Consider the following 23,296-nt stretch of genomic DNA (forward strand, 5'->3'; position numbering starts at 1 on the left):
GTGAGGGCGTAAATCAGGCAGCCTTCTCCTGCTTGTCGCGCAGGGCGTCGATCGTACGCACGGCCTTGGTCGGCAGAGCGTTGAACAGGTACGCGGCCTTGGCCATCGATGCCTTGACGTCGCCGGCGAACTCGGCGAGCAGCTGCGGGCGAGACTTGAGGTCTGCCAGCTTCTTGGCGCCCTCAGCATCATAGACAGTGCCGTCAGCGGCGGCACCCTTGATGACAAGAGCCTTGTTGTCCTTGGCGAAGTCACGGATGACCTTCGCAGCCTCAATGAAGTCGCCCTTCACGAAGGTGATGGCGGTCGGGCCAGCAAGAATCTCGTCGAGACCCTCGATGCCCGCTTCCTTGGCGGCGATGCGTGCCAGCGTGTTCTTTGCCACGGTGTAGGAAGTATCGCGGCCTAGCTTTTCACGCAGATCGGAAATCTGCGGAACGGTAAGCCCGCGGTACTCGGTCAGGTAGACGGCGTCAGCGTTACGGAATTCTTCCGTAAGCTGAGCGACTACCGCTTCCTTTTCGGGCCTCTTCATGGCGTTCCTTCCTAAGTCGGCCGTTGACTTGGAGTTCGGAACTTTCGGCTGGGCAACAAAAAAGCCCTGCGCACAGGCAGAGCAATATAATCTCGCGAAGCGACCTTCGCCGGCCCTTGACGGGCTTATATCTCTCAACCTGCGCTGGCTTGGCGAACCAAACTTCGAAAGTGCACTTGCGCACACTTCAACCAACGGTCTGTGGTTTACGAATGATTAGGTTACGGGCGGTCGGCGACATTGTGGAATTCGGGCGTGTCGCGCAGGCAGCACCCCCAGGAGAGTGGCACAACAAAGTCCTCCCGGCCCAGCATTGGCGCAACATTCCCGGAGAAGTGATGCAGGATTACAACGTGGCGGCATATTGAGCCACGGATGCCGTGACTTCCTTTAGGTAATCGAGAGAACGACGCCAATGGCCGGGCACCTCAATCGAATGGTTGGCGTCTGGATATTCATGCACATGCGGGGTCAATGCGTTGGCGCGGTCGCGATCATAGAACGGGTCGGCGGTTCCGGCACAAATCAGCGGTGCCGGTCCAGCATATCGGGAGCTGGCGGCGTGTGACTGCCCGGCAAGCTCGGCACGGATTATCGCCTTCGCTTCGGCCACGGATGGTGCTTCGGATTCGGCTACGATGTCATCGCCCACAGCGGGCACCGGAATCACGCGGGCGGATGGGTCGAAATCGGCGTGGTGCAATACCGGGGTCAACAGCACGAATGGCAACCCATAATGTGCGGCCACGTGCGGGTAAGTCATCGTGGTCAGCGATTTGCCGATGAGCAGCAGACGCGGGCCGGATTGATTGGTGGAATCCGACGAATCAGCAGCGTCCCTACCGACATTATCGTTGGAGTATTCGCCGGACTGATTTCCGCGCACTGACTCCACCCACCCGTCAATCGCCTGATTGAGCACCGGAATCACTGTGGACAAATCATCGGAAGCATTGCGTACATTCATGCGATCGACACGCCACCCGGCCTCGACCAAGGCTTGTGCAGACCAGTACAGCAGCGGACGGTCGCAGTTGTAGCCAGTGCCTGGCATGAGCAGTACGCGGCCGTATTCCTGACCGAACTTGACGACGTTCTTTTTCCATGAGGTGATGCTGACTTCGACGGCCGGTTTCACTGCGCGACTTCCTTCCGCGGCACTCTCTGCGCGTTCCTGTATATGTATTGCCGCAGTCAGTCTACCCCGGCCTGTTCACGTTACCTCCACAAGCTATAATCGGCCACGGTTCTGATTGGATGCGTAGCGCCTGACGTGCGTTGGGCAGGTCAATCAGGGCGAGTCGCAATTCTCGCCGGGGCCAACCGGGTCACCCACAGGTGGCGTATGGCCTCGCACAACCCAAGGAAGTAGAGAGTATATGGAGAAGTTCTTCCATTTGAAGGAAAACGGCACGACCGTCTCAACTGAGATTCTGGCCGGCCTGACCACGTTCTTCGCGATGGCCTACATCATCGTCGTCAACCCGCAGATTCTGTCGCAGACCGGTATGCCGTGGGGCGGCGTGTTCCTGGCCACCATCATCGCGGCCATCATCGGCACCCTGGTCATGGGCCTGTTCGCCAATGTGCCGTACGCGCAGGCCGCCGGCATGGGCCTCAACGCGTTCTTCACCTACACCGTGTGCTTCGGCCTCGGCTTCAGCTGGCAGCAGACCATGTGCATGGTATTCCTGTGCGGCTTGATCAACATCATCATCACCGTCACCAAGATCCGCAAGATGATCATCATGGCCATCCCGGAGTCCCTGCAGCACGCCATCGGCGGCGGCATCGGCCTGTTCGTGGCCTACGTAGGCATGCTGAATGTCGGCTTAATCAAGTTCACTCCCGGCGATCCTAAGGCCGCCGCTAAGGGCGGTGCCGTGGCCGCAACCCCGGGCCTGGCCAACTTCAATGACAAGGTACTGTGGGTATTCCTCATCGGCCTCGTGCTGGCCATCGTATTCACCGTGATGAAGGTCAAGGGCGGCATGCTGCTGGCCATCGCCGTCACCACCGTGATCGGCATCCCGTTCGGCGTGACCACCTGGTCCGACTCCCAGTCTCTCGGTCAGACTTTCTCCGAACTGCCGCAGACCTTCGGGGCGATCTTCTCCGCCGAAGGCTTCCCGGCCTTGTTCTCCGACCCGGCCAAGCTGCCACTGGTCATCGTGACCATCTTCGCCTTCTCCATGTCCGACACCTTCGACACCCTGGGCACTTTCATCGGCACCGGCCGTCGTACCGGCATCTTCTCCGCTGAGGACGAGAAGGCCCTCGAGAACGGCCACGGCTTCTCCTCCAAGATGGACAAGGCCCTGTTCGCCGACTCCATCGCCACCTCCATCGGCGCCATCTGCGGTACTTCAAACACCACTACTTACGTAGAGTCCTCCGCCGGTATCGCCGCTGGTGGTCGTACCGGCCTGACTTCCGTGGTCGTGGCGATCTGCTTCGCCCTATCCGTGTTCTTCGCCCCGGTGATTTCCGCCGTGCCGTCCGCCGCGACTGCTGGCGTGCTGGTCATCGTCGGCTGCATGATGGCCGCCTCCCTGAAGGAAGTCAAGTGGGACGATATCGCCGAGGCCATCCCGGCATTCTTCGCCGCCGTGTTCATGGCCTTCTCCTACTCCATCTCCTACGGCATCGCCGGTGGCTTCATCATGTACTGCATCGTGAAGACCTGCAAGGGCAAGGCCAAGGAAGTGCACCCGATTATCTGGATCGTATCCGCACTGTTCATCCTGGACTTCGTGTGCATGGCGATTCTGTGATGTTGGTTTGATGACGGCGGTGAATCACGTCGTTCTAGGCTGATTTGCCGTAAGCCGTAACTTATCTAGGGCCGGGTTCGAAATGAGTCCGGCCTTTGTTATTGCAGATATTTAGGTACTAGTTAGCAGCGTTGCAGGTATAAAGGAACTTCTTAGAGCCGTATTTGCCTCCTTCATAGGCCCGAAATACCTGCAATCTACTTAATGTCGTCTTTATACCTGCAAATTCGCGTCATAAATCGACCTGAAATACCTGCAAATCTTATGGATTATGGCGGATGGCCGATATTCGCCCCGTAAATAGACCCAAAATGCCTGCAACCTATTTATGATTAGGCGACCCGAAAATCCATTGCAGGTATTTTGGCACTATTTAGGACAGCATGCAGGAAATTTCGATACGAAAAGTCCCGGTAAGCAGCTTGCCTACTGAGCCTTTCGACAAATAACGGGTCTCTCTGGCCCAACAACAAACAAAAAAGACCCGCCTTACGACGGGTCTTACTGTTCTTTTTCTACGCACAAACCACTACGCTGCGTGCAGGGAACGAATCTTCTCCGGTCCAGCAATTTCGAACCGGCCGGAGGCCGGACTCAAACCTTCGCTCAGCTATCGCTTCGCTCACGGATCAGCCAAAACGACCGGAGATGTAGCGCTCGGCTTCTTCGTTCTGCGGGTTGTTGAACATCGTGGTGGTGTCCGCGAAGTACTCGAGGTGGCCGGGCTGGCCCACAGCCTTCAGGTTGAAGAAGGCGGTGTAGTCGGCGATACGGGCGGCCTGCTGCATGTTGTGGGTCACGATCACGATGGTGTAGTCGCTCTTAAGCTCGTTGATCAGATCCTCGACAGCCAGGGTCGAAATCGGGTCAAGGGCGGAGCAGGGCTCGTCCATGAGCAGCACCTGCGGGTGGACGGCCACGGCGCGGGCGATGCACAGACGCTGCTGCTGGCCACCGGACAGACCGATGCCGGGGTTGTCAAGACGATCCTTGACCTCTTCCCAGAGGTTGGCACCGCGCAGAGCCCACTCGACCAAATCATCGGCGTCGGACTTGGCCATGTGGTGGTTGTTCAGGCGCACACCGGCCAGCACATTCTCGCGGATGGACATGGTCGGGAACGGATTCGGGCGCTGGAAGACCATGCCGACGTCGCGGCGCACGGCCACCGGATCCACATCCTTGTCGTACAGGTTCTTGCCCTCGAGCAGCACCTCGCCCTCGACGTGTGCGCCGGGGATGATCTCGTGCATACGGTCCAAGGTGCGCAGCACGGTGGACTTGCCGCAGCCGGACGGGCCGATGAAGGCGGTGACCTTGTTCGGCTCGATGTTGATATTCACATCCTCCACGGCCAGGAAGTCGCCGTAGTAGATATTCTCGTGGTTGACGTCAATACGTTGTCCCATGATGTTTCCTTATATTTCCTTGTATCTTTAAGTCTAACGGCTCGCTCAGCGATCGGTCTTCACGGCGAAGACCTTCGCCACGATTCGACCAATGAGGTTCAGCAGCAGCACGACAATGATCAGCACCAGAGCGGCGGCCCATGCACGTTCCATAGGAATCGTGGTCACGCAAGTGGAGGCGGCGTTAGGCGGGCAGTTGGCGCTCAGCTTCGAGTACTCCTGATAGACGAACACCGGAAGGGTGGTCATCTGGCCGGAGAACAGGTTCACATTGGTATTGACAATGTAACCGGCGGTCATGAGCAGAGGGGCGGTCTCACCAATCACGCGGGCGATGGCCAGAATGGCACCGGAAACGATGCCCGGCAAAGCGGTACGCAGCACGATTTTGGTGATGGTGCGCTGCTTGGTGACGCCCAAGGCCAGGGATGCCTCACGCAGGTCATTAGGCACGATCTTGAGCATTTCCTCGCTGGACTTAACCACGGTAGGCAGCATCAGCAGGGAGAGGGCCACCGAGCCTTCAAAACCGTTGATAGTACCGGGACCGAGCAAAATCGTAAACATCGAGAAGGCGAACAGGCCGGCCACAATGGACGGGATGCCGCTCATCACGTCGACGAGCAGGGAAATCGTGGTGGCAAGCTTGCTGCGGTTCGCGTACTCGACCAGGTACACGGCGCACATCAGGCCGATCGGGATGGAGATGACCATGGCACCCGCGGTGATTTCCAGCGTACCGATGATGGCGTGCAGCACACCGCCGTAACCACCGGATGGAGTCTGGCTACCACCAACCACACCGGTCATGTTGTAGGTCAGGAAGTTGAGGTTCAGACGCTTGATGCCGTTGACGATAGTGGTCCACAACAGGGAGACCAGCGGCACACAGGCGATAATGAACGCCAGCGCGATAAGCACCCACATGAAGATATCCATGCTCTTGCGGCGCTGCACGGAGGAACGGGTGGGGCGGAAACGATCGAAATCGATCTTGGGAGCACCGTCCATCGGAGTCTTTTCAGTATTCTCAGCAGCAGTCATCACGCAGTCGCTTTCTCGGTGATCTTGCGGGCAATGAAGTTGACCACAAAGGTGATGAGGAACAGAATCAGACCGGTTCCAATCAGCGTGGAGACGCCCAGCTCGTTGGCTTCAGGATACTGTGCGGCAATGTTCGCAGCGATGGTCTGATTCTGCGAGGCCTGCAGCAGTTTGATGGAGTAATTGAGTCCCGGGGACAGAATCATCAACACGGCCATGGTCTCGCCAAGCGCACGGCCAAGGGCCAGCATGGAGGCGGACACAATGCCGGACTTGCCGAACGGCAGCACAGCCAGGCGAATCATCTCCCACTTGGTGGCGCCAAGCGCCAGAGCGGCTTCCTCATGCAGACGCGGAGTCTGCATGAAAATGTCGCGGGACATGGAAGTAATAATCGGCAGAATCATCACGGCGAGCACCACGGCCACCGTGGCCACGGTACGCGACGGGTTCGCAGCAGGGCCGGCGAACAGCGGGATGAAGCCCAGATGATTGGCGACCCAATTCCAGAACGGGTAGATGGCCGGCACCAAAATCAGGCCACCCCACAGACCGTAGATAACAGAAGGAATGGCGGCAAGCAAATCGACCACATAGCTCAGTGCGGTGGCGAGCTTCTTAGGCGCATAGTGTGAGATGAACAGCGCGATGCCGATGGAGACGAAGAAGGCAATAATCAGAGCCAGCACAGAGACCAGCACCGTGCCGAACAGCAACGGCAGCACATAGCCCCAGAAATTGTTGGCCTTACCGCCGGTGAAGCTGGACACGGTCTTGCTGTTGGCAACCTGATCGCCGCCAATCAACGGCCAGGCACGGAAGAACAGGAACAGGAACACAGCGGCAAGAACAACCAGAATCAGGATGCCGCAGGCGTATGCCACACCGCGGAACACCTTATCGGCGGTTTTGCCGCCGACTGGCTGCACAGCCGTTTTGTCTTGCGAACTCACGGATTCTCCTTATATAGGATGGTTATCAAGTATTCAAGTGGCACGGTTTTCGTCGTCAAACCGTTCGGCCCCTGACCCGCTTTAAGCCGCAGCCGTATGTGTTTACGACTGCGGCTTAAAGATCTCGGGCTATTGCAATCTCAATAGTCTTGTATTCAATTATCGTTTCAGGTCAGTGGTTCAGCAACCCTTTGCGGGTCGGCCGCTCACTTGGTCTTGATGGCCTTGATGGACTTGGTGATCTCGGACTTCAGGGAGGAGGGCAGCGGAGCGGTGCCGGCGGCATCCTGAGCGGCCTTCTGGCCTTCGTCGGAGGTCACGTAGGTCAGCCAAGCCTTGGCGAACTCAGCCTGCTTGGTGTCCTTGTATGCCGGGCAGACGATGTCGTAGGATACCAGGACGATCGGGTAAGCGCCCTTGGCTTCGGTGGCGTGGTTGATCTTGATGACGATGCGGTTGTCGCCCTTCACAGTGTCGTCCTGCTTGGAGTCCTCGATGACCTTGGAGCCGGCCTCAGCGGAGATCTCGTTGTAGGAGTCGCCGACCTTGACGGCCACGGTGCCCAGGTCGCCGACCTGGGAGAAGTCGGCGTAACCGATGGTGCCATCGGCCTGCTTGACGGTGGAGACCACACCAGAGGTGCCCTTGGCGCCCTGGCCAACCTCGTTCGGCCAGTTCTCGGACAGGTCGTAGGTCCAGGAGTCAGGAGCCTGATCCTTGAAGTAGGAGACGAAGTTCTGGGTGGTGCCAGACTTGTCGGAACGGTGAACCACGGTGATCGCGGTGTCAGGCAGGGTCAGGTCCTTGTTCTGATCGGCGATGGCCGGATCGTTCCACTTGGTAATCTTGCCGTCGAAAATCTTGGCGATGGTGTCGGCATCCATGTTGATGTGCTTGCCAGCGTCGGAGACACCCTTGAGGTTGAAAATCACGGCGATCGGGGAGACGTAGACCGGCACGTCGAAAGCGGTGCCATCGGCGCACACGGACTTGGACTGCTCGACCTCGTCATCGGCGAGGGCCTTGTCGGAACCGGCCCATGCGGTGGCACCGGTCAGGAAGGTCTGCACGCCAGCGCCAGAACCGGACGGGTTGTAGGCGATCTTGGCGTCCGGGTTGGCGCCCTGGAAGCCGGCAATCCAAGCTTCGACGGCGGACTGCTGGGAGGAAGCGCCAGCGCCCTGGAAGTTACCGGAAATCGGAGCGGTCTTGGAAGCGGAATCAGTGGAGGAGCTGTCGGTCGTGGAAGCGGTGTTATCGCCGCAGGCGGCCACGGAAGCAAGCATCACAATGCCGGACAGGGCGGCAATGGAGCGAATGAGGATGTTCTTCTGCATGATTATTTCTTAATCCCTCTATCAACTATTCGCGGGCGGCTCTTGCTGCCCGGTCAACTCATGACAACTACAAGATTATTGGTGGTTTTGGGGTCTCGAAACCGAAATCAGTAAACAGAAGATGAACAGTTGGATGTTTGTGGGTCACATAACCGCTACGTAGTTTTTATCACCCTGACCCTTCACGGGAAAGAAGCCATCATACGAAAAGGCGACCTCGAAAGGTCGCCTTTCATCATCCGGCAAACGACCTTTACTCCACCGGGGCGTCGATCTTGTAGCCAAGCCCGCGCACGGTGGTCAAATACTTGGGGTGTGCCGGGTCTTCCTCGATTTTGGAGCGCACGCGCTTGACGTGCACATCGAGCGTCTTGGTATCGCCCACATAATCCGATCCCCAAATGCGGTCAATCAGCTGATGCCGGGTCATCACACGGCCCTTGTTCTGCATCAGGTATTCGAGCAGCTCGAATTCCTTCAGCGGGAAGAACACGGTTTCGCCGCGCACCGTGACCTGGTGCTGGCCGACCTGCATGGCAATGTCTCCGCACACCAGCGGAATATCGTCGTCCACCGTGCCGGAAGCCTGCGCCGTGGCCTGATTGCGGCGCATCACCGCACGGATACGAGCCAGCAGCTCACGGAACGAATACGGCTTGGTCACATAATCATCGGCGCCAATCTCCAGGCCTACGACCTTATCAATCTCCGCACTTTTGGCGGTGAGCATGATAATCGGCACGCGGCTTTGCTCGCGGATACGGCGGCACAGTGCGGTGCCGTCGATGCCCGGCAGCATCAGATCAAGCAGCACCAGGTCAATGCCTCCCTTGGTGAACAGCTCCAGACCTTCCTCACCGGTGGCAGCAGCGGACACGTCATACCCCTCGCGTGTGAGCTGGTACACCAGCGGCTCGCGGTAGGATTCCTCGTCTTCGACGATGAGAATGCGCGTCATAGTGGCCTTTCTTGGGTATGTTCCCGTACGCATCGGTGCAAAAGTATCAGACACTATCGTAACCATGAGTTCTCCATCACCCTGTTGTTTCCTGGAAGTACGTAATTGCGGATACGCGCTACACGCCCTGCACGGCGGTAGGTTCCTCATCTGCGGGAGCGGCCGGCAGCTCGATGGTGAACGTGGAGCCCTCGCCCTTGCGTGACCACACCGAGATCCGGCCACCATTCTCCTGCACGCAATGTTTGGTAATGGCCAGGCCCAAACCCGAGCCACCGGTTTCTCGCGAGCGGGCTGGGTCGACGCGGTAGAACCGTTCAAAAACGCGATCCAATGACTTCTCGGGAATGCCAATACCCTGATCGACCACGCGAATGGTCACTTTGCCATCGCGCTCCCCCACACCGACCGCCACAGTCGTGTGCTCAGGCGAGTAGTGAATGGCATTCTCGACCAGATTCTTGACAGCGGTTTGCATGGCATCCGCATCAGCCATAATCATCAGCTCTGTTTCGCTCGGCTCATCATCGCCTTCGCCAGCCGAAATCGGCACGGGTTTGCCGTTGACATTAAGACGAATATCAATATAGCGGGCATCGGCCTGCACCTGATTGTCATTGATGGCCGCGCGGGCTACAGCAAGCGCGGAAATGCGCTTGACATCAATCACGCTACCTTCGGAAGATTGCGCCTTCTGCAAATCGATGAGGCGACGCACCAATTCGGTCAAACGCGCGGATTCCTTGGAAATACGACCGGAGAAATAGCGCACGGCGTCCGGATCGTCGGCGGCATCGGTCACAGTCTCGGCAAGCAGCGAGATCGCGCCGGCCGGAGTTTTCAGCTCGTGGGACACGTTGGTAACAAAGTCGCGCCGAACCGCCTCGAACCGACGCTGTTCGGACATGTCATTGATAAAGATGGCGTACAGGTCATCGCCAATATCGCCAATGCGCACGCGCAAATACAGCATGTTGGATGGCATCGACTGCCCCGCTTCAAGCCCCCGGCCGTTTGAGGAGAGGAAGACGCTACGATTGACCGGCATCTGCACTTCGCGCTCTCGCACACCGCCGTCGGTGGCGGCTTGGGTCAGAATATCTTCCACTTCGCGAGAGTTGAGCCGGTTGCCGGAAACCAAGCCAAACGGCACCGAACCGGGGCTGGCATACTGCACCCGGCCATTACGGTCGGTGACAATTAACGCTTCGGGCAGCACTTCAACCAATCGACGCTCCGTGGGACGCACGGGAACATCGTCGCCAAACAGACACAGTGCGGTCTCGTCAGATGCTGCAGCCTGCTGCGCGGACACACGCCCGGAAACACGGCCCTTGTTATAAGCGATAATGGCCACCCACGCCACTACCAGCGCGGCAAGCACCACAAACACGATGATCTGCCAGATATCCATGGTTTCCAGAGTAAAACGTGCAAGACGTAGCTTAGTGCCCAAACTACGTAAGTTCGCCTATTGTTCATTTTTGGCAGGGCGAATATAGCAAAGCTCCCGCTGACGGGAGCCAGCGGGAGCACAATATCGGGAGCAATTTACAGCTCGTAGTCCTTGTCCTTGCCTTCCTTGATCAGGAACAGAGCAAGCAGGGCGAGAGCCGCCATGATGGCCATGTACCAACCCACACCGGCAACGCCGAACTTGGAGTTGACCAGCGCCTGGGCGATGGTCGGGGCGAACGCGCCACCGAAGATGGCGGCGAGGTTGTAGCTCAGGCCAGCGCCGGAGTAACGCACGTGGACCGGGAACAGCTCAGGCAGGTAAGCACCGCAAGGTCCGAACAGACCGCCCATGAGCACGAAGCCGATGCAGAGGAACACGAGAATATGTGCGGCGGAGTGCACCAGCAGGAACGGGGTGAAGAAGCTGAACACCAGCGTGGCGGCAGTCACGGCAAGAAGCACCTTCTTGCGGCCCACCTTGTCGGCGTACACGCAGGAAACCACGATGAAGATGGCGAAGAACACCACGGAGACCATTTGCAGCAGCAGGTATTCGCTCTGCTGGAAGCCCAAACCCTTAACGCCGTAAGACAGCGACCAAGTACCAAGCACGTAGAACAGCGTGTAGGTGATGCCCATGGCCACAGTGCCAAGCACGACTTCCTTCCAGTACGGCAGCAGGTCGCGCAGCGGGTGCTTGGAGGTGCGCTTTTCTTCGGAAGCCTTCTGGAACACCGGAGTCTCAGACATACGAGCACGCACGTAGAGGCCGATGATGACCAGCACAACGGAAGCAAGGAACGGAATACGCCAGCCCCAGGCGCCCATCTGCTCCTGACCAAGATGAGTGGTGAGCAGCAGGTTCAGGCCGTACGCGCAGAAGAAGCCGATCGGGGCGCCGAGGTTCGGGAAGGAACCGTAAAGGGCGCGCTTGGAAGCCGGAGCGTTCTCGGTGGCCACCAGAGCGGCGCCGGACCATTCGCCGGCGAGGCCCACACCCTGGCATGCACGGCACACACACAGGATGACAACAGACACGCCGCCGACCTGCTCATAACCGGGCAGGCAGCCCACCAGGAAGGTGGCGATACCCATGGTCAGCAAAGCAATCACCAGCGTCTTCTTGCGGCCCATCTTGTCACCGAAGTGACCGAACAGCATGGAGCCGAACGGACGAGCCAGGAAGGAGACAGCGAATGTGGTGAACGCCATAATCTGAGCCAGTGCCGGATTGGTGACGTTGGCGAAGAAGATCGCGCCGAAGTAGCTGGCGGCTGCGATGGAGTAACAGTAGTTGTCATAGAACTCGATGGCAGTACCCACCATCGAAGCGGCGATGATCTCAGGAACCGAATCCTTCTTCACGGGTTCCGTCACGGCCGCAGTTGCACTTGCAGGCATAATCCTTTTTCTCTCCTCACACTGCGCATAAACCTTAACGCAGCACATGCATTGCATGTTCAATGCTTCGCGACAGTGTTGCCATCGCTCAAAGAATTGAGCACAGCGACCGGCATGCGGGAGAAAGACTGGTTATGACTTGTGGCCCCAGCGATGAACCCCCACACATCGCTGTGCCGCACACTGAGTATGGCGCAGCTGATGAGTCGAGGGCTTGAGAGCGTTCACATAGTGAACGCGTCTTATGGGTCGGACTGCCTAACGCCCCTACAGACGCTTGACGATATCGACGGCGAGACGGGCGGCGGTATCGGCGTATTCGGAGATGTCGAATTCCTTGAACACCTCATAGTCGGTGTCGGCATTGTCAGAAAGCGCGCGAACCACCAGAGCAGGCACGTCATTGCGGGCGGCCACCTGGGCCACTGCGGCACCTTCCATTTCCACGGCATCAGCACCGGTAAGACGGACGACTTCCTCGACCTTTTCAGGCGTGTCCACAAAGTAATTGCCGGAGGCGATGATACCGACGATGTGGGTGATGCCGGCCTCGGCAAGCGCCGCGTCAGCAACCTCCAGCAGGTGGTCGTCGGAGTGGAATTCCTCAATCGGGGCATCGGCAGTGCCGGGCTTCCACTGGCCCACGAGTCGCATGTCGGTGTCGAGGTAGCGCAAGGTGCCGCCGAGCACCACGTCATTGATATGCAGATGGGTGTTGAGGTTGCCGGCAATGCCGGTGAAAATCACGGCATCCGGAGCGAACTCGTCAATCAGCAGCTGCGTGGTGGCGGCTGCATTGACCAGCCCCATACCGCCTACCGTTGCGGCGACCTTAATCACGTCGGATCCAAAAGAATCCACGGTGCCGGAGACTATGTCAAGGCTGCCCTTGGCGGTGTGGGTCACGTGCGTGAGCGATTTGGCAATCAGCGCCACTTCCTCGTCCAGCGCGCCGATAATAGCCACGGTTTTCATACCCATACGTAAGTTCCTTTCATACAGGCTCCCGCTGGCGGGGGGCTGTCGACGTAGTCGACTGGGGGGGTCGTTAAGGTGTCTCGCTCAAACCATCCCCCAGTCTCGCTTCGCGAGCCAGCCCCCGCTAGCGGGGGCATAAATGGCTCAGTGCCACCGCCGCGTCGCCACGGCTTCGGCAAGTTCGCGCAGTAGCGCTTCGGTGTCCGGCCAGCTAATGCACTTGTCAGTAATCGACTTGCCGTACACCAGCTGGTCCAGTGGCGCGGCCTTCTGATTGCCGCCCTCAATGAAGCTTTCCATCATGATACCGGTGATGCCTTGTTCCCCAGCCGCAATTCGACCGGCGATATTGCGCACTACTTCGGCCTGTCGATGCTCATCCTTGCCGGAATTGCCATGCGAGCAATCGATGATAAGGCCATGGGACGCAGCCGATTCGGCGGGCATTTCGGCACGCACGTCACCCATGGCCTTAGCCACGGATTCGGCATCGTAGTTCGGGCCGTACGCGGAACCACGCAATACCACATGGCAATCCGGGTTGCCGAGTGTCTCGACTGCACAGGCACGGCCCAAGTGGTCAATGCCGAAGAACGTGTGCTGTTGGGCAGCGGCGAAGCAACCGTTCACGGCGGCCTTGACCGAGCCATCAGTGGCGTTCTTGAAGCCCACCGGCATGGACAGGCCGCTGGCTAGCTGTCGGTGAATCTGGCTTTCCGTGTTGCGCGCGCCGATGGCACCCCAGCTCACCGCGTCCGAGATGAACTGCGGGCTAGTAGGCTCCAGAAATTCCGTGGCAGCGGCCAAGCCCTCATCCAATACGCCGAGCAAAGTCTTGCGCGCCAGCAACAGGCCCTTCTTGATGTTGTGGCTGCCGTCGATATCCGGATCGTTGATCAGGCCCTTCCACCCGACGGTGGTACGTGGCTTTTCGAAGTACACGCGCATGACGATAAGCAGCTGCTCGCCGAGCTCATCCTTCAGCGCAGCCAATCGATGAGCATAGTCAAGCGCCGCCTGCGGGTCATGAACCGAGCAAGGGCCAACGATGACCAGCAGCCGGTCATCTTGACCGTACAGACATGCACGAATTTCGTCGCGCGAATAGGCGACAATCTCCTGAGCCTTATCGGTCAGAGGAAGTTCGGCAAGTACCTGAGCCGGCGTGGGCAGCGGCTCAAGCTCCAGCACCCTGCGGTTGATGATGCGGCTGACACCTACCTGGTCCTCCCAGCGCGGCACGTCAGTGGCGATGAGCGGGTTCTTGCCCTCTCCCATGGCCTGACGAATCGCGCGAAGCTCCTCCGGCGTATTCAACGGCTGCGGGCCGACCTGCAACGGGTGCGTGGCCGTGGCGCTGCCATCCTGCTGCTGCATAACATCTCTCCTTGGATTACTATCTTTCCCAAGGATAGGGTGTCACGGGAACAAACCCAGATTGTCAGCGATGGAGCGCGCGGCGAGTCGTGACGGCGTCGGCCAGCGTGTGCAAAAGCTCGTTGGCGCGATCCCACGGCACGCAGGAATCGGTGACGGACTGACCGTACACCAGTTGATCGAGCGGGGCCGGCTTCTGATGGCCTCCCACCAGGAAGCTTTCCATCATCACACCGGTAATGCCCTGTTCGCCGGCCGCCAAACGTTCGGCAATCTCTTCGATGACCCCGGCTTCACGATTCTCATCCTTGCCGCAGTTGCCATGGGCGGCATCAATGACGAGGCCATGCTGGCTGGGGCCGGACGCCTTGGATGCTTTCAGATCCTCGAGCGCCTGGCGCACGGATGCGGCATCATAGTTCGGACCATGGCTGGAGCCGCGCAGCACCAGATGGCAGTCCGGGTTGCCTTTGGTCTCGGCGGAAATCACACGGCCATCAAGATTGATGGATAGGAAGTGGTGCTCAAATCCTGCGGCATAGCAAGAATCAGCGGCGGCCTTGATGGAGCCGTCGGTGGAGTTCTTGAAGCCCACCGGCATGGATAGGCCAGAAGCGAGTTCGCGGTGAACCTGGCTTTCGGTATTGCGCGCGCCGATGGCACCCCAGCTGATCGCGTCGCAGATGTACTGCGGAGTGATGGGATCGAGCCATTCAGTGGCCGTGGGCAGACCGAGGCTCAGCACGTCGGTGAGCACCTTGCGGGCCAACCACATGCCTTTGCGAATATTGAAGCGGCCATCCAGATCAGGATCGTTGATCAAGCCCTTCCAACCGATGGTGGTACGCGGCTTCTCGAAGTACACGCGCATCACGATGACGAGACGGTCTTCGAGCTCACGCTTGACGGCGGCAAGCTTTTCGGCGTATTCGTGCGCGGCCTTGGGATCATGAATAGAGCAGGGGCCCACAATGACCAGCAAGCGGTCGTCGCGACCATTGAGCACGTCACGAATCTCCTGACGGGAGTGAAGCACGAGCTCGCTCATCTCATCGGTGAGCGGCTGCTCCTTGAGGAAGGCGCGAGGTGCGGGAATGGGGTCGAGCTGGCGAATATTGACATCCACTGTCTCGGGAAAGACCGCCTGCTCCCCCAAACGACGTTCGTCCTCTGAACTATCAGGACCACGCAGTGCTGCCATTGCTCGACTCCTTTCTTCTTCTATGACTATAAGTTAGGCCTCCGTGCGTGTTGCACGAAGGCCTAACTATAGCAGTTTGTTTATGCTCGCGCTCTCCGAGCCCCACAATTACGGACTCGCCTTTCAGCTCCGTCCTGCTGGCCGAGAAGCCGGGAAAACAGTCCACTGGACAGTTTTCTATTTCCGGCTTCTCACATTGGCCGACGCACGCTTCGCGTGCTACTTAGCCAATGCGCCCATCGGATCCCAAGCCGGAAGCATGGTGGCGGGCTCTTCTAAAGCCTTCTGGTATTCGGCTGGGAGCATGCTCTTCGGGACGGCGACCTCGTAGACGTACTCAGTGAACCAGTCGTCGGACATGGTGAAGTAGCCCTTGTCGGCGATCTTGGCGCCCCAGGAGTTCTCCACGCGCCAGCGGCGGGTGGTGCCATCGTCGGCAACGTCCACACCGGCGAATGCCATGGCGTGGTTCATGGCGGAATCGCCGAAGCGTACGCGGGCTTCCTTATCGAGGTCGAAGTCTACGTCGTATACCTTGCCGTACTCGAACAGATCGGTGGCCCAAGCGCCGGATTCACGATCCATGAACGGGTGGCAGTCGGCACCGAACCACACCGGAATGCCCTGCTCGACCAGAATCTGCTTGACGCAGTCCTTCATGAACTGGTTCGGCACGTTGAGGTACTCGGTGGCGTCGCCGCCGGCCACGTTGCCGAGGTGCTCAATACCGATCTTCTTGCCCTTGGCGTGCTCGGCGCGCGGGTCGTCCACCAGGCACACGTAGTCCTCAAGACCGGCAGGCCCCACGTACTTCTTCCAGAACTCGACCGGCGTAATCTCGCCGTCGCGGTGGAATTCGCCGTCCGCGTCAGTCCACTCCCAGTCGAAGGAGACCGGCGGCTCGCCCAGGTGGATGGTCAGGATACGGTGGCCAGCAGCAGTGGTCTCGGCAATGATCTGCTCGACCTTGGCGGTGTCGCCTTCGGCAGCGTACATGTGCGCCACGGCGGTGTGCAGCAGGTGACGAAGCTGGGTGTTCATCTCGCCGGTGTTCTTGGAGGATTCGGTCTCCGGGAACAGATCCTTGGGCACGGCACCGTACTTCTTGTACACGTTCATGGCCATGGTCCACTGGCCGCCGTCGCCCATCACGTCGGCGAGCAGGTGCTGGATCAGGCGGGAGTCAGCAGGCTCGCCGGCCTCCACCAGAGCTGCCACATCCTTGAGGAAGTAGTTGACGCGCTCCAGCTTGTCGTAGTACATCGCGTAGTTCTGGGAGAACTCGAACTCCTTCAAGTTCATGTTCTTCTTGGCGATGAAGCGGGCCACGTTCAGGGAACTGAACAACCAGCAGCGGCCGGAGCGATCCTGATGGGTGGCCTCGCCGTTATCCACAGTGGTGGAGAAGCGACGCTGCAGCAGACGGGCGCGATCATAGTTGCGGGCCACCTTGTCGATTCCAGCGGCGGTCACCGCATTCATGGCCAGGCGGCTGGTGCCGTCGGCGTCAAATTCGCTGCGCAGAGTGTTCAGCGCTTCGCCAGTCAAAGGCGTCAATTCACTCATGTCTATTCCTTCTTTGGGTTCGGTACGCTTGTGGCGCAATGTTCACAACGATTACGGCACCTGGCGCAGAGCACAGGTGCCGTATATCTTGCCGTTAGTAGTCTAATCGATGGCTTGTCATTCAGCCTCGGGCTCAGACGGTTCCGACTGACCGGCCTCGTCGCCCTGTTCGGCGCTCTGTCCATCGGTTTCGGCGTCATCAGGCTGCGCCTGTTCGTCATCCGATTCCTGCTGCTGTTCCGGAACCGGGTTGACCACCGGCAGCGAGGCAGCGGCATCGCCGGAATTATCGGCGCTGAGACCGAAGCCGGAGAATGCCTGGGCGAACATCGCACGCAGTTCGGCAACGCGCTGGGTAATAGTGGCCTCACGCGACTGCAATTCGGCAATGCGCTTGGCCAGCCCGTCAAGCTCGCTTTGAGCCGCGTTACGACGCTCCTGAATCTGATTGTCGGCGTCCTCACCTGCCTTGCGCACGATCTCAGCCGCCTGTTCGTCGGCCTCCTTACGCTTATCGGCCGCATAGGAGTCGGCCTCTTCACGGGTGTTCTTCGCCTGGCCAACCAGTTCATCGGCCTCCTGCTTGGCGGCAGTACGGCGCTCCTCGAGGTTGGCGAGCAACTCGTTGACTTTCTTGGTGGCCTCATCCTGCTGAGCGGCAATGTCGGCACGAATCTGTTCGACCTCGGCAGTGACCTGGCTCATCGTGCTGGTGCGGTTGACCTCGGCCTCGTCGGTGATCTCCTGAGCCTTGGCCTTGGCGGTATCGGTGATCTCGCCGGCCTTGCGCTGGGCCTCGGTCATCATCTTGGACACCTGCTCGCGTACATCGGCCAGCTTCTTGTTGGCATCGGCGAGCGCCGCTTCGATCTGGTCATTGGAATCGGACTTGAGCTTGGCGATTTCCTCGTTGGCGTTCTTGCGCAGCTCGGCGGTCTGCCTGGCCGCTTCGGCCTTCATCTCGGCGATTTCGCGCTCTTGCGTAGAGCGTTCGGAGGCAAGCCTCTTATCGTGTTCCTCACGGGTGTTGCTGAGCTCAAGTTCAACGGTCTGACGCTGCTCGGTGACGTTCTTGGCGGTCTCAGCGCGCAGCTGGGCGGCATCCTCGTTGGCGGCAGTGGTGATTGATGCAGCCTGATTGTTGGCATCCTGCAGGATGGAAGCAGCCTTGGCATTGGCATCATCCACAATGTGCTGCGCGTCCAACTTAGCGTTGTTAATCAACGTCTCGGCTTGAGCTTGCGCGGTCGTGCGCGTGGAGGAGGCGTCCTGCTTGGCGCGTTCGAGCAGCTCGGAACTGGTCTGCTCGGCGGAAGCAAGCATCTGCTGAGCGTTGGCGCCGAGCGACGCGAACGTGTTGCCCTGCGACTTCTTATTGCGCTCCTCCTGCAATTGGGCCTGCAATTGCAGAATGCGATCATCATCCGCGGCAATCTGCTCTCGCATGTTGGCCAGCGTGCGATGGGCCTCGTTCACGCTATCTTGGGCAACCTCGAATGCCGCGTCCACCTTCTCTTTGTCGTATCCTCGCAGCACCACCGGGAAACGGTCCACCATGTCTGTCCGTCCTTTCACATACGCAACTTGGCTCGTCCTCAAGCACTGTAGCGCATGGAAGCATGCCGAAGCTGGGGACGGCGAACATCGTTACAATGCGTGCGAAACGTGTTCGGTTTTGGTGCGTCGGGGTGAGACTCAGGCAATGAGGATATCGGAGCTGGAGGGCTTGAGATAGTAGCGCACAGCCTCGCGCACCACGTCTCGCCCAGCGGCAATCTGCTGTTCCAGCGGCAATCCGTTCTGGCTGGAATGCGCCGGCCCTACCAATGGGAAGCTCACGAATCCTCCCAGCACACGTTCCTGAGTGGCGGTCCAATTGAGCAAATTGTAGAACAGCGAGTTGCATACGAATGTGCCGGCATCAGAGCTTAAGGTGGCCGGAATCGAATCGTCGGCAAAGTCATTCAAAATCGAGCGCAATGGCAGACGCGTCCAGTAAGCGGCCGGGCCGTCGGGATCGATGGGCTCGCGACGCGGAGTCACATTGTCGGCGTCAGGTTTGGCCGTATCCATCAAATTGGTGGCGCAGCGTTCCAGCATCACACCACGGGCCGAATGCTTGAGCCCAGTGGCGATGACAATGTCAGGCCTCGTGGCCTCGATGGTCTCTTTGAGTGTGGGCCAGGCTTTGGCGAAACTCACCGGAATGCTGACCACATGAATGGTCACCTCAACCTGATCCAACGGGTCGTCCGGACTGGAGGCAGGCCCCAAACCCTGCTCGGCAATGGCCTTGGGCACCTCGATAGCCGGATTAACGTCCACACCGTCATAGTGGTCGAATCCGGAAATCACAACATTGAGTTCACGCATATTGGTAAGTCTAATATCTCTTCACGGGTTTGGGGAGGTCAGCGCATCTGACCTGCGGCTTGGGCGAGGAGCGCATGCATGCGGGCGCGCGCCTCTTCCCTGGGATCGCGTCCCTGAATTTCCTCGGCGATATGTTCGGCGGTGGGCACATCTTCCAGCGTGGTGATTTTGAGATTCGTCTCGCTGCCGGACACGATGGCAACCGGCTCGTCAGGCAGATAGTCGACCACTACCCGAGTGTCATCGGTGGGATGGAAATCCGGATCGGATGCGGCCAGTTCGTATGCACGGCGAATCGTGGCGAATCGGAACGACTGCGGTGTCTGCGCACGGAACGTGTTCGGGCGGTCCGGCACCGATTTGACCACTTTCACATCGCCGAGATCCTCGGTCAGCAGCACTGTATCAGTGGAAGCATATGCCACGGTTGCGGCGGTGAACTGGTCGAGCGCGTCAATCGACCCCTCGATGGAGGACTGCTCCACAAACGGTCGGACGGCATCATGAATCAGGATCTTGGCATCATCGGGAATACCGGCGGCCGCCAACGTGTCAAGCGCGGCGGCGGTGCTGTCCACACGTTCGGCGCCACCGTCGATAATCACGCGCACTTTGGTGTATCCCATATCGTCAATCAGTGATTCGACCGCCGAACGTACCTTGGGATTGACCACCACCACGATGTCACTGACACGCCCGCAACGCTCGAACGCCTCGATGCTCCAGCACACGATGGGCTTGCCGCCCACAGAGACAAGCTGCTTGGGGTTGTCGGGGTCAAAGCGGGTGCCGAAGCCGGCCGCCAGCACCACGGCCACCACCGGCGCGGTCTGTGCGGGTCGGGCGGCTGCGGTTTCAGGGATATCGGAGTCTCTCTCAGTCATAGCCACCACCGTAAGGGGAGGTCTGGCCGTTCGTGACCTGCCTCACAGCTTTCTCCACGGAATGTGCTCGCTATTGCCGCACGATGAGAGCCAGCAGGCGGCCTTCGTGGGCTTTGTTGGCAAGCGAGGCACGGCGATGGGAGTACCAGAGCGGATTCTCGAGCGTGCACATACTGTGGTTGATGTTGCCGATGCGCTCCGCAAGCTCGGCCGGCCCCTCACCGTCGGTGCGGCACAGTTCAGCAAGTTCAGGATCCGCCTCGAGGTATTCGGTCGCAGCATGGACGCGCGGCATGGAATCAACCACCTGATGGACACCGGCAAAGGCGAGGTCAATCATTGCGGCTTCGGCGATATCAATGCCGGCACCGCCGAAGCGTGTCTGCGTTTTGGTCAACGGGAAACGCTTGACGAACTGGTCGGCGACTTCATCGCCCACCTCGTAGCAATCACCGCAGATACGCGGGCCGAGTGTAGCAATGATGTTCGTCGGATCGGCCCCCTTGAGCTTCATCAGTTCCACGGTGGATTCGATGATGCCGCGTTCAAGGCCACGCCGTCCGCAATGAGCCGCGCCGATGACGCCGGTGACCGGGTCGGCGAGGAGCACCGGCAGGCAGTCAGCCGCGAACATACCCAGGGCGATGCCGGATTGTGAGGTGACTTGCCCGTCTGCCTCGATGACCTGCGACACATTCTCAGCTGACCCAGTGGGTTCGGTCGGCTCGTGCTTACGACCATCGGCATCGGTCTCCATGCCACGACCCGTCTGATATTCCTCCACACTCCGGTGGGTGCCGGATACATCGAAACCAAATGGGGTGTTGACAACGAAGGAATCATCCACATCCACAGCCACGCCGGAATGCACCTGCGAGACCAGCGACAGGCGTGCATGCACTGCTTCAGACAAGGCAATGCGGTTCGACATCACGGCCTGTGGATTGTCGCCGGATTTGCCACCGAGGTTCAGATTGCCGTAATCACCGGCGCTCAGCCCTCCCAGCCGCGTGGTGTAAACCACCGTGATACCGGGAGCTAGCGCAATCGGAATAGTCACCGGAATCGGGCGACCCTCCTTATCAGTGGAGCTGATCTGGTTGGAATCGAGGATCTCGTCACTGTATTCGGACATCACGCGCTCCTTTATTGTCTCTGTTGTCTTATTATCTCAGTTATCTGTGGCTCAGCGCCAGAATTTTCGGAAATCAATGGCTTTGTCCCTTAATTTCTGTCGCTTACCAGCTCTCAGTGTCAGGAATTTAGGAAATGAGCCCCCATCTCCTAAATTTCTAACGCTGAACTCGACTCAGCGAAAGGATTTCAGGACGAATGGGACAATTTCCTAAATCTCTGTCGCTGAGATAGCCGTGACGAAGGAACTCCACCGGTAATGCGGTCTTAATCGCCACATTCAACCAATGGCTTCCGGTTCTTCGTCCGTCAAAGCTATTCGGCTTTGAGCGTGGGCTTCTTGGTACGCGAACGGATGGCGGCGTTGATGGGCACCTGATGCGGGCAAGGCATCGAAAACACATGCGCCGGATTATTGATGGCGGGCACCGGTGTGCCGTCTGCATCGCGCAGACCGTCTTCCGGCACAATGTATGCCAACGGACGCTCACCGGGTAGGAGGAATTCGACTTGCTGACCGGGTTCGATTTTGTTGCGGCTCATCAGTGTGACGCGGCCGCCTTCGTCTGCGCTCCAGCTGAGCACTTCTCCGACTACCAGCCAGGAACGGAAATAGGCGGAGCGGTCAGTGTTCTGCGTGACTTTGCGCTCGGGGTAGTAGAAGCCGGTGGAGTAGTCACGGTGAGCCACTTTGTCGGTTTCTTCGAGCAGCCACTCTGGCAGTTCGACGTGAGGGGCCGGGCGGACGGCTGCGTGCTTCCAATCGGTCTCAATCTGTTCGACGGCGGTGTTGGACTTGCGACGCGTGGAACGGGCATGCGAACTCATGCCGTCGGGCTCCGGCGCATCAGACGTAGCGACGGCACGGTCATAGCCTTCATCGGCCACACCGGCGAATGCGGCGTCGGCATTGCGCATTACCTGATCCTCGGTTCCCTGGCCGTAATCAGGGTCGGACGGGCGGATCACGCGGTCGTGGAACGGCAGCAAGATATTGCCGTCAGCATCTTCAAAACCGCGTTGAATCATGTATTCGTTGACGGCGGTCTTGTAGGCGTTGGTCATCGCGGCGATGTAGTAGGCGCTTTTCGCACGGCCTTCGATTTTGAGGCTGGTGGCGCCGGAATCGATCAGATCGTCGAGGTGGCCCAACATGTTCATGTCCTGTGAGTTGAACAGGTAGGCGCCGTTTTCTGTCTGCTCGATCGGGAAGTACTGTCCGGGGCGTTTCTCCTCCACAATCGAGTACTTCCAGCGGCAGGGCTGGGCGCATTCGCCGTGGTTGCCGTCACGGCCGGTCAGGTAGTTGGAGAATAGGCACCGACCGGAGAACGCCATGCACATGGCGCCGTGCACGAAGCATTCGATGTCAAGGTCATCGGGAATGTTGGCGCGGATATCGCGCACAGCCTGCAAGTCCATCTCGCGGGCCAGCACCACACGGCGAGCACCGAGCTCATAGAACGCGTTGGCGGCCTGGTAGTTGGTCACACCCGCTTGGGTGGAAACATGCAGTTCGAGGTTCGGGGCCACTTGGCGGGCCATCATCATTACGCCGATATCGGAAACGATGAGCGCATCCACGCCGGTGTCTTTGAGCTGGCCGATGTATTCGCGCATGGCTTTGATCTCGTTGTTACGTGGCAGCACATTGCACGTCACATACACGCGGGCACCGCGCTCATGGGCGTAGCGCGAGCCCTCCTCGAAGTCCTCAAGACTTAGGTTTTTGGGGGCCGAGCGCATGCCGAACGCTTTGCCGCCGCAGTAGACGGCGTCGGCACCATAATCGACCGCAGTTTTCAGGCCGCGCAAGTTGCCGGCCGGAGACAGCACTTCAGGCTTCTTGCGTGTGGGGATTCTCATCGTGGTATTCATCACCGCAATAGTGTAGTGGTGGCCGTGTAATGCGGG

19 protein-coding genes are annotated in these 23,296 nt (G+C 59.1%); 1 reads left to right on the forward strand and 18 read right to left on the reverse strand.

Annotation, left to right across the window (positions count from 1 at the left end; translation table 11 throughout):
- Nucleotides 1–13: 13 nt before the first annotated feature.
- Together rplJ and NBH12_RS00485 are read right to left on the reverse strand one after the other, a co-directional pair.
- Nucleotides 14–535 carry a 50S ribosomal protein L10 gene (gene rplJ, locus NBH12_RS00480; protein ID WP_003829834.1) on the reverse strand — a complete coding sequence of 174 codons (522 nt, stop codon included), beginning with the start codon at nt 533–535 and terminating at the stop codon, nt 14–16.
- 346 nt (nt 536–881) lie between these two features.
- Nucleotides 882–1,673, reverse strand: a complete 792-nt coding sequence (locus NBH12_RS00485) for a hypothetical protein (protein WP_106628472.1) — start codon at nt 1,671–1,673, stop codon at nt 882–884.
- Nucleotides 1,674–1,914: 241 nt separating this feature from the next.
- Here NBH12_RS00485 and NBH12_RS00490 point away from each other — a divergent pair, with 241 nt between their 5' ends.
- Nucleotides 1,915–3,309, forward strand: a complete 1,395-nt coding sequence (locus NBH12_RS00490) for an NCS2 family permease (protein WP_003831495.1) — start codon at nt 1,915–1,917, stop codon at nt 3,307–3,309.
- Between the two features lie 629 nt (nt 3,310–3,938).
- Here NBH12_RS00490 and pstB read toward each other — a convergent pair.
- The 16 genes from pstB to NBH12_RS00570 form a co-directional block, all read right to left on the reverse strand.
- Nucleotides 3,939–4,718, reverse strand: coding sequence for a phosphate ABC transporter ATP-binding protein PstB (gene pstB / locus NBH12_RS00495; protein ID WP_003831493.1), 780 nt, complete (start codon nt 4,716–4,718; stop codon nt 3,939–3,941).
- Between the two features lie 45 nt (nt 4,719–4,763).
- Nucleotides 4,764–5,762, reverse strand: a complete 999-nt coding sequence (gene pstA, locus NBH12_RS00500; RefSeq protein WP_003829829.1) for a phosphate ABC transporter permease PstA — start codon at nt 5,760–5,762, stop codon at nt 4,764–4,766.
- Nucleotides 5,762–6,715 carry a phosphate ABC transporter permease subunit PstC gene (gene pstC / locus NBH12_RS00505; RefSeq protein ID WP_003829828.1) on the reverse strand — a complete coding sequence of 318 codons (954 nt, stop codon included), beginning with the start codon at nt 6,713–6,715 and terminating at the stop codon, nt 5,762–5,764. The genes pstA and pstC overlap by 1 nt, the downstream gene beginning before the upstream one ends.
- Before the next feature lie 206 nt (nt 6,716–6,921).
- Entirely contained in the window at nt 6,922–8,052 is a 1,131-nt protein-coding gene (pstS, locus tag NBH12_RS00510) for a phosphate ABC transporter substrate-binding protein PstS (RefSeq protein WP_003829827.1), read from the reverse strand.
- A 253-nt stretch (nt 8,053–8,305) separates the two neighbouring features.
- On the reverse strand, nt 8,306–9,010 hold the full coding sequence (locus tag NBH12_RS00515; protein ID WP_003829826.1) for a response regulator transcription factor: 705 nt from the start codon (nt 9,008–9,010) through the stop codon (nt 8,306–8,308).
- Between the two features lie 118 nt (nt 9,011–9,128).
- On the reverse strand, nt 9,129–10,424 hold the full coding sequence (locus tag NBH12_RS00520) for a sensor histidine kinase (protein WP_250819047.1): 1,296 nt from the start codon (nt 10,422–10,424) through the stop codon (nt 9,129–9,131).
- Between the two features lie 137 nt (nt 10,425–10,561).
- On the reverse strand, nt 10,562–11,869 hold the full coding sequence (locus NBH12_RS00525; protein WP_050825154.1) for an MFS transporter: 1,308 nt from the start codon (nt 11,867–11,869) through the stop codon (nt 10,562–10,564).
- A gap of 267 nt (nt 11,870–12,136) precedes the next feature.
- A complete protein-coding gene (gene mtnN / locus NBH12_RS00530) occupies nt 12,137–12,850 on the reverse strand; it encodes a 5'-methylthioadenosine/S-adenosylhomocysteine nucleosidase (protein ID WP_021648793.1) in 714 nt (237 codons plus the stop codon).
- 141 nt (nt 12,851–12,991) lie between these two features.
- Nucleotides 12,992–14,224 (reverse strand): 3-deoxy-7-phosphoheptulonate synthase, encoded by a 1,233-nt coding sequence (locus NBH12_RS00535; protein WP_003829822.1) that lies wholly within the window; start codon nt 14,222–14,224, stop codon nt 12,992–12,994.
- Between the two features lie 64 nt (nt 14,225–14,288).
- Entirely contained in the window at nt 14,289–15,425 is a 1,137-nt protein-coding gene (locus NBH12_RS00540; protein ID WP_016462607.1) for a 3-deoxy-7-phosphoheptulonate synthase, read from the reverse strand.
- Nucleotides 15,426–15,644: 219 nt separating this feature from the next.
- Nucleotides 15,645–16,991 (reverse strand): C1 family peptidase, encoded by a 1,347-nt coding sequence (locus NBH12_RS00545; RefSeq protein WP_021648791.1) that lies wholly within the window; start codon nt 16,989–16,991, stop codon nt 15,645–15,647.
- A 117-nt stretch (nt 16,992–17,108) separates the two neighbouring features.
- Nucleotides 17,109–18,548: a cell division protein gene (locus NBH12_RS00550; RefSeq protein WP_050825155.1), complete on the reverse strand. Its 1,440-nt coding sequence runs from the start codon at nt 18,546–18,548 to the stop codon at nt 17,109–17,111.
- Between the two features lie 138 nt (nt 18,549–18,686).
- On the reverse strand, nt 18,687–19,364 hold the full coding sequence (locus NBH12_RS00555; RefSeq protein ID WP_003829818.1) for a pyroglutamyl-peptidase I: 678 nt from the start codon (nt 19,362–19,364) through the stop codon (nt 18,687–18,689).
- A gap of 38 nt (nt 19,365–19,402) precedes the next feature.
- Nucleotides 19,403–20,248, reverse strand: coding sequence for an IspD/TarI family cytidylyltransferase (locus NBH12_RS00560; protein ID WP_250819048.1), 846 nt, complete (start codon nt 20,246–20,248; stop codon nt 19,403–19,405).
- 70 nt (nt 20,249–20,318) lie between these two features.
- On the reverse strand, nt 20,319–21,383 hold the full coding sequence (locus tag NBH12_RS00565) for a purine nucleoside phosphorylase YfiH/LACC1 family protein (protein ID WP_065471059.1): 1,065 nt from the start codon (nt 21,381–21,383) through the stop codon (nt 20,319–20,321).
- Nucleotides 21,384–21,697: 314 nt separating this feature from the next.
- Complete coding sequence (locus NBH12_RS00570) at nt 21,698–23,248, reverse strand: peptidase U32 family protein (protein WP_250819083.1); 1,551 nt, start codon at nt 23,246–23,248, stop codon at nt 21,698–21,700.
- Nucleotides 23,249–23,296: the final 48 nt, after the last annotated feature.

It is taken from the genome of Bifidobacterium sp. M3-N-101 (assembly GCF_023656805.1).
GTDB lineage: Bacteria > Actinomycetota > Actinomycetes > Actinomycetales > Bifidobacteriaceae > Bifidobacterium > Bifidobacterium breve.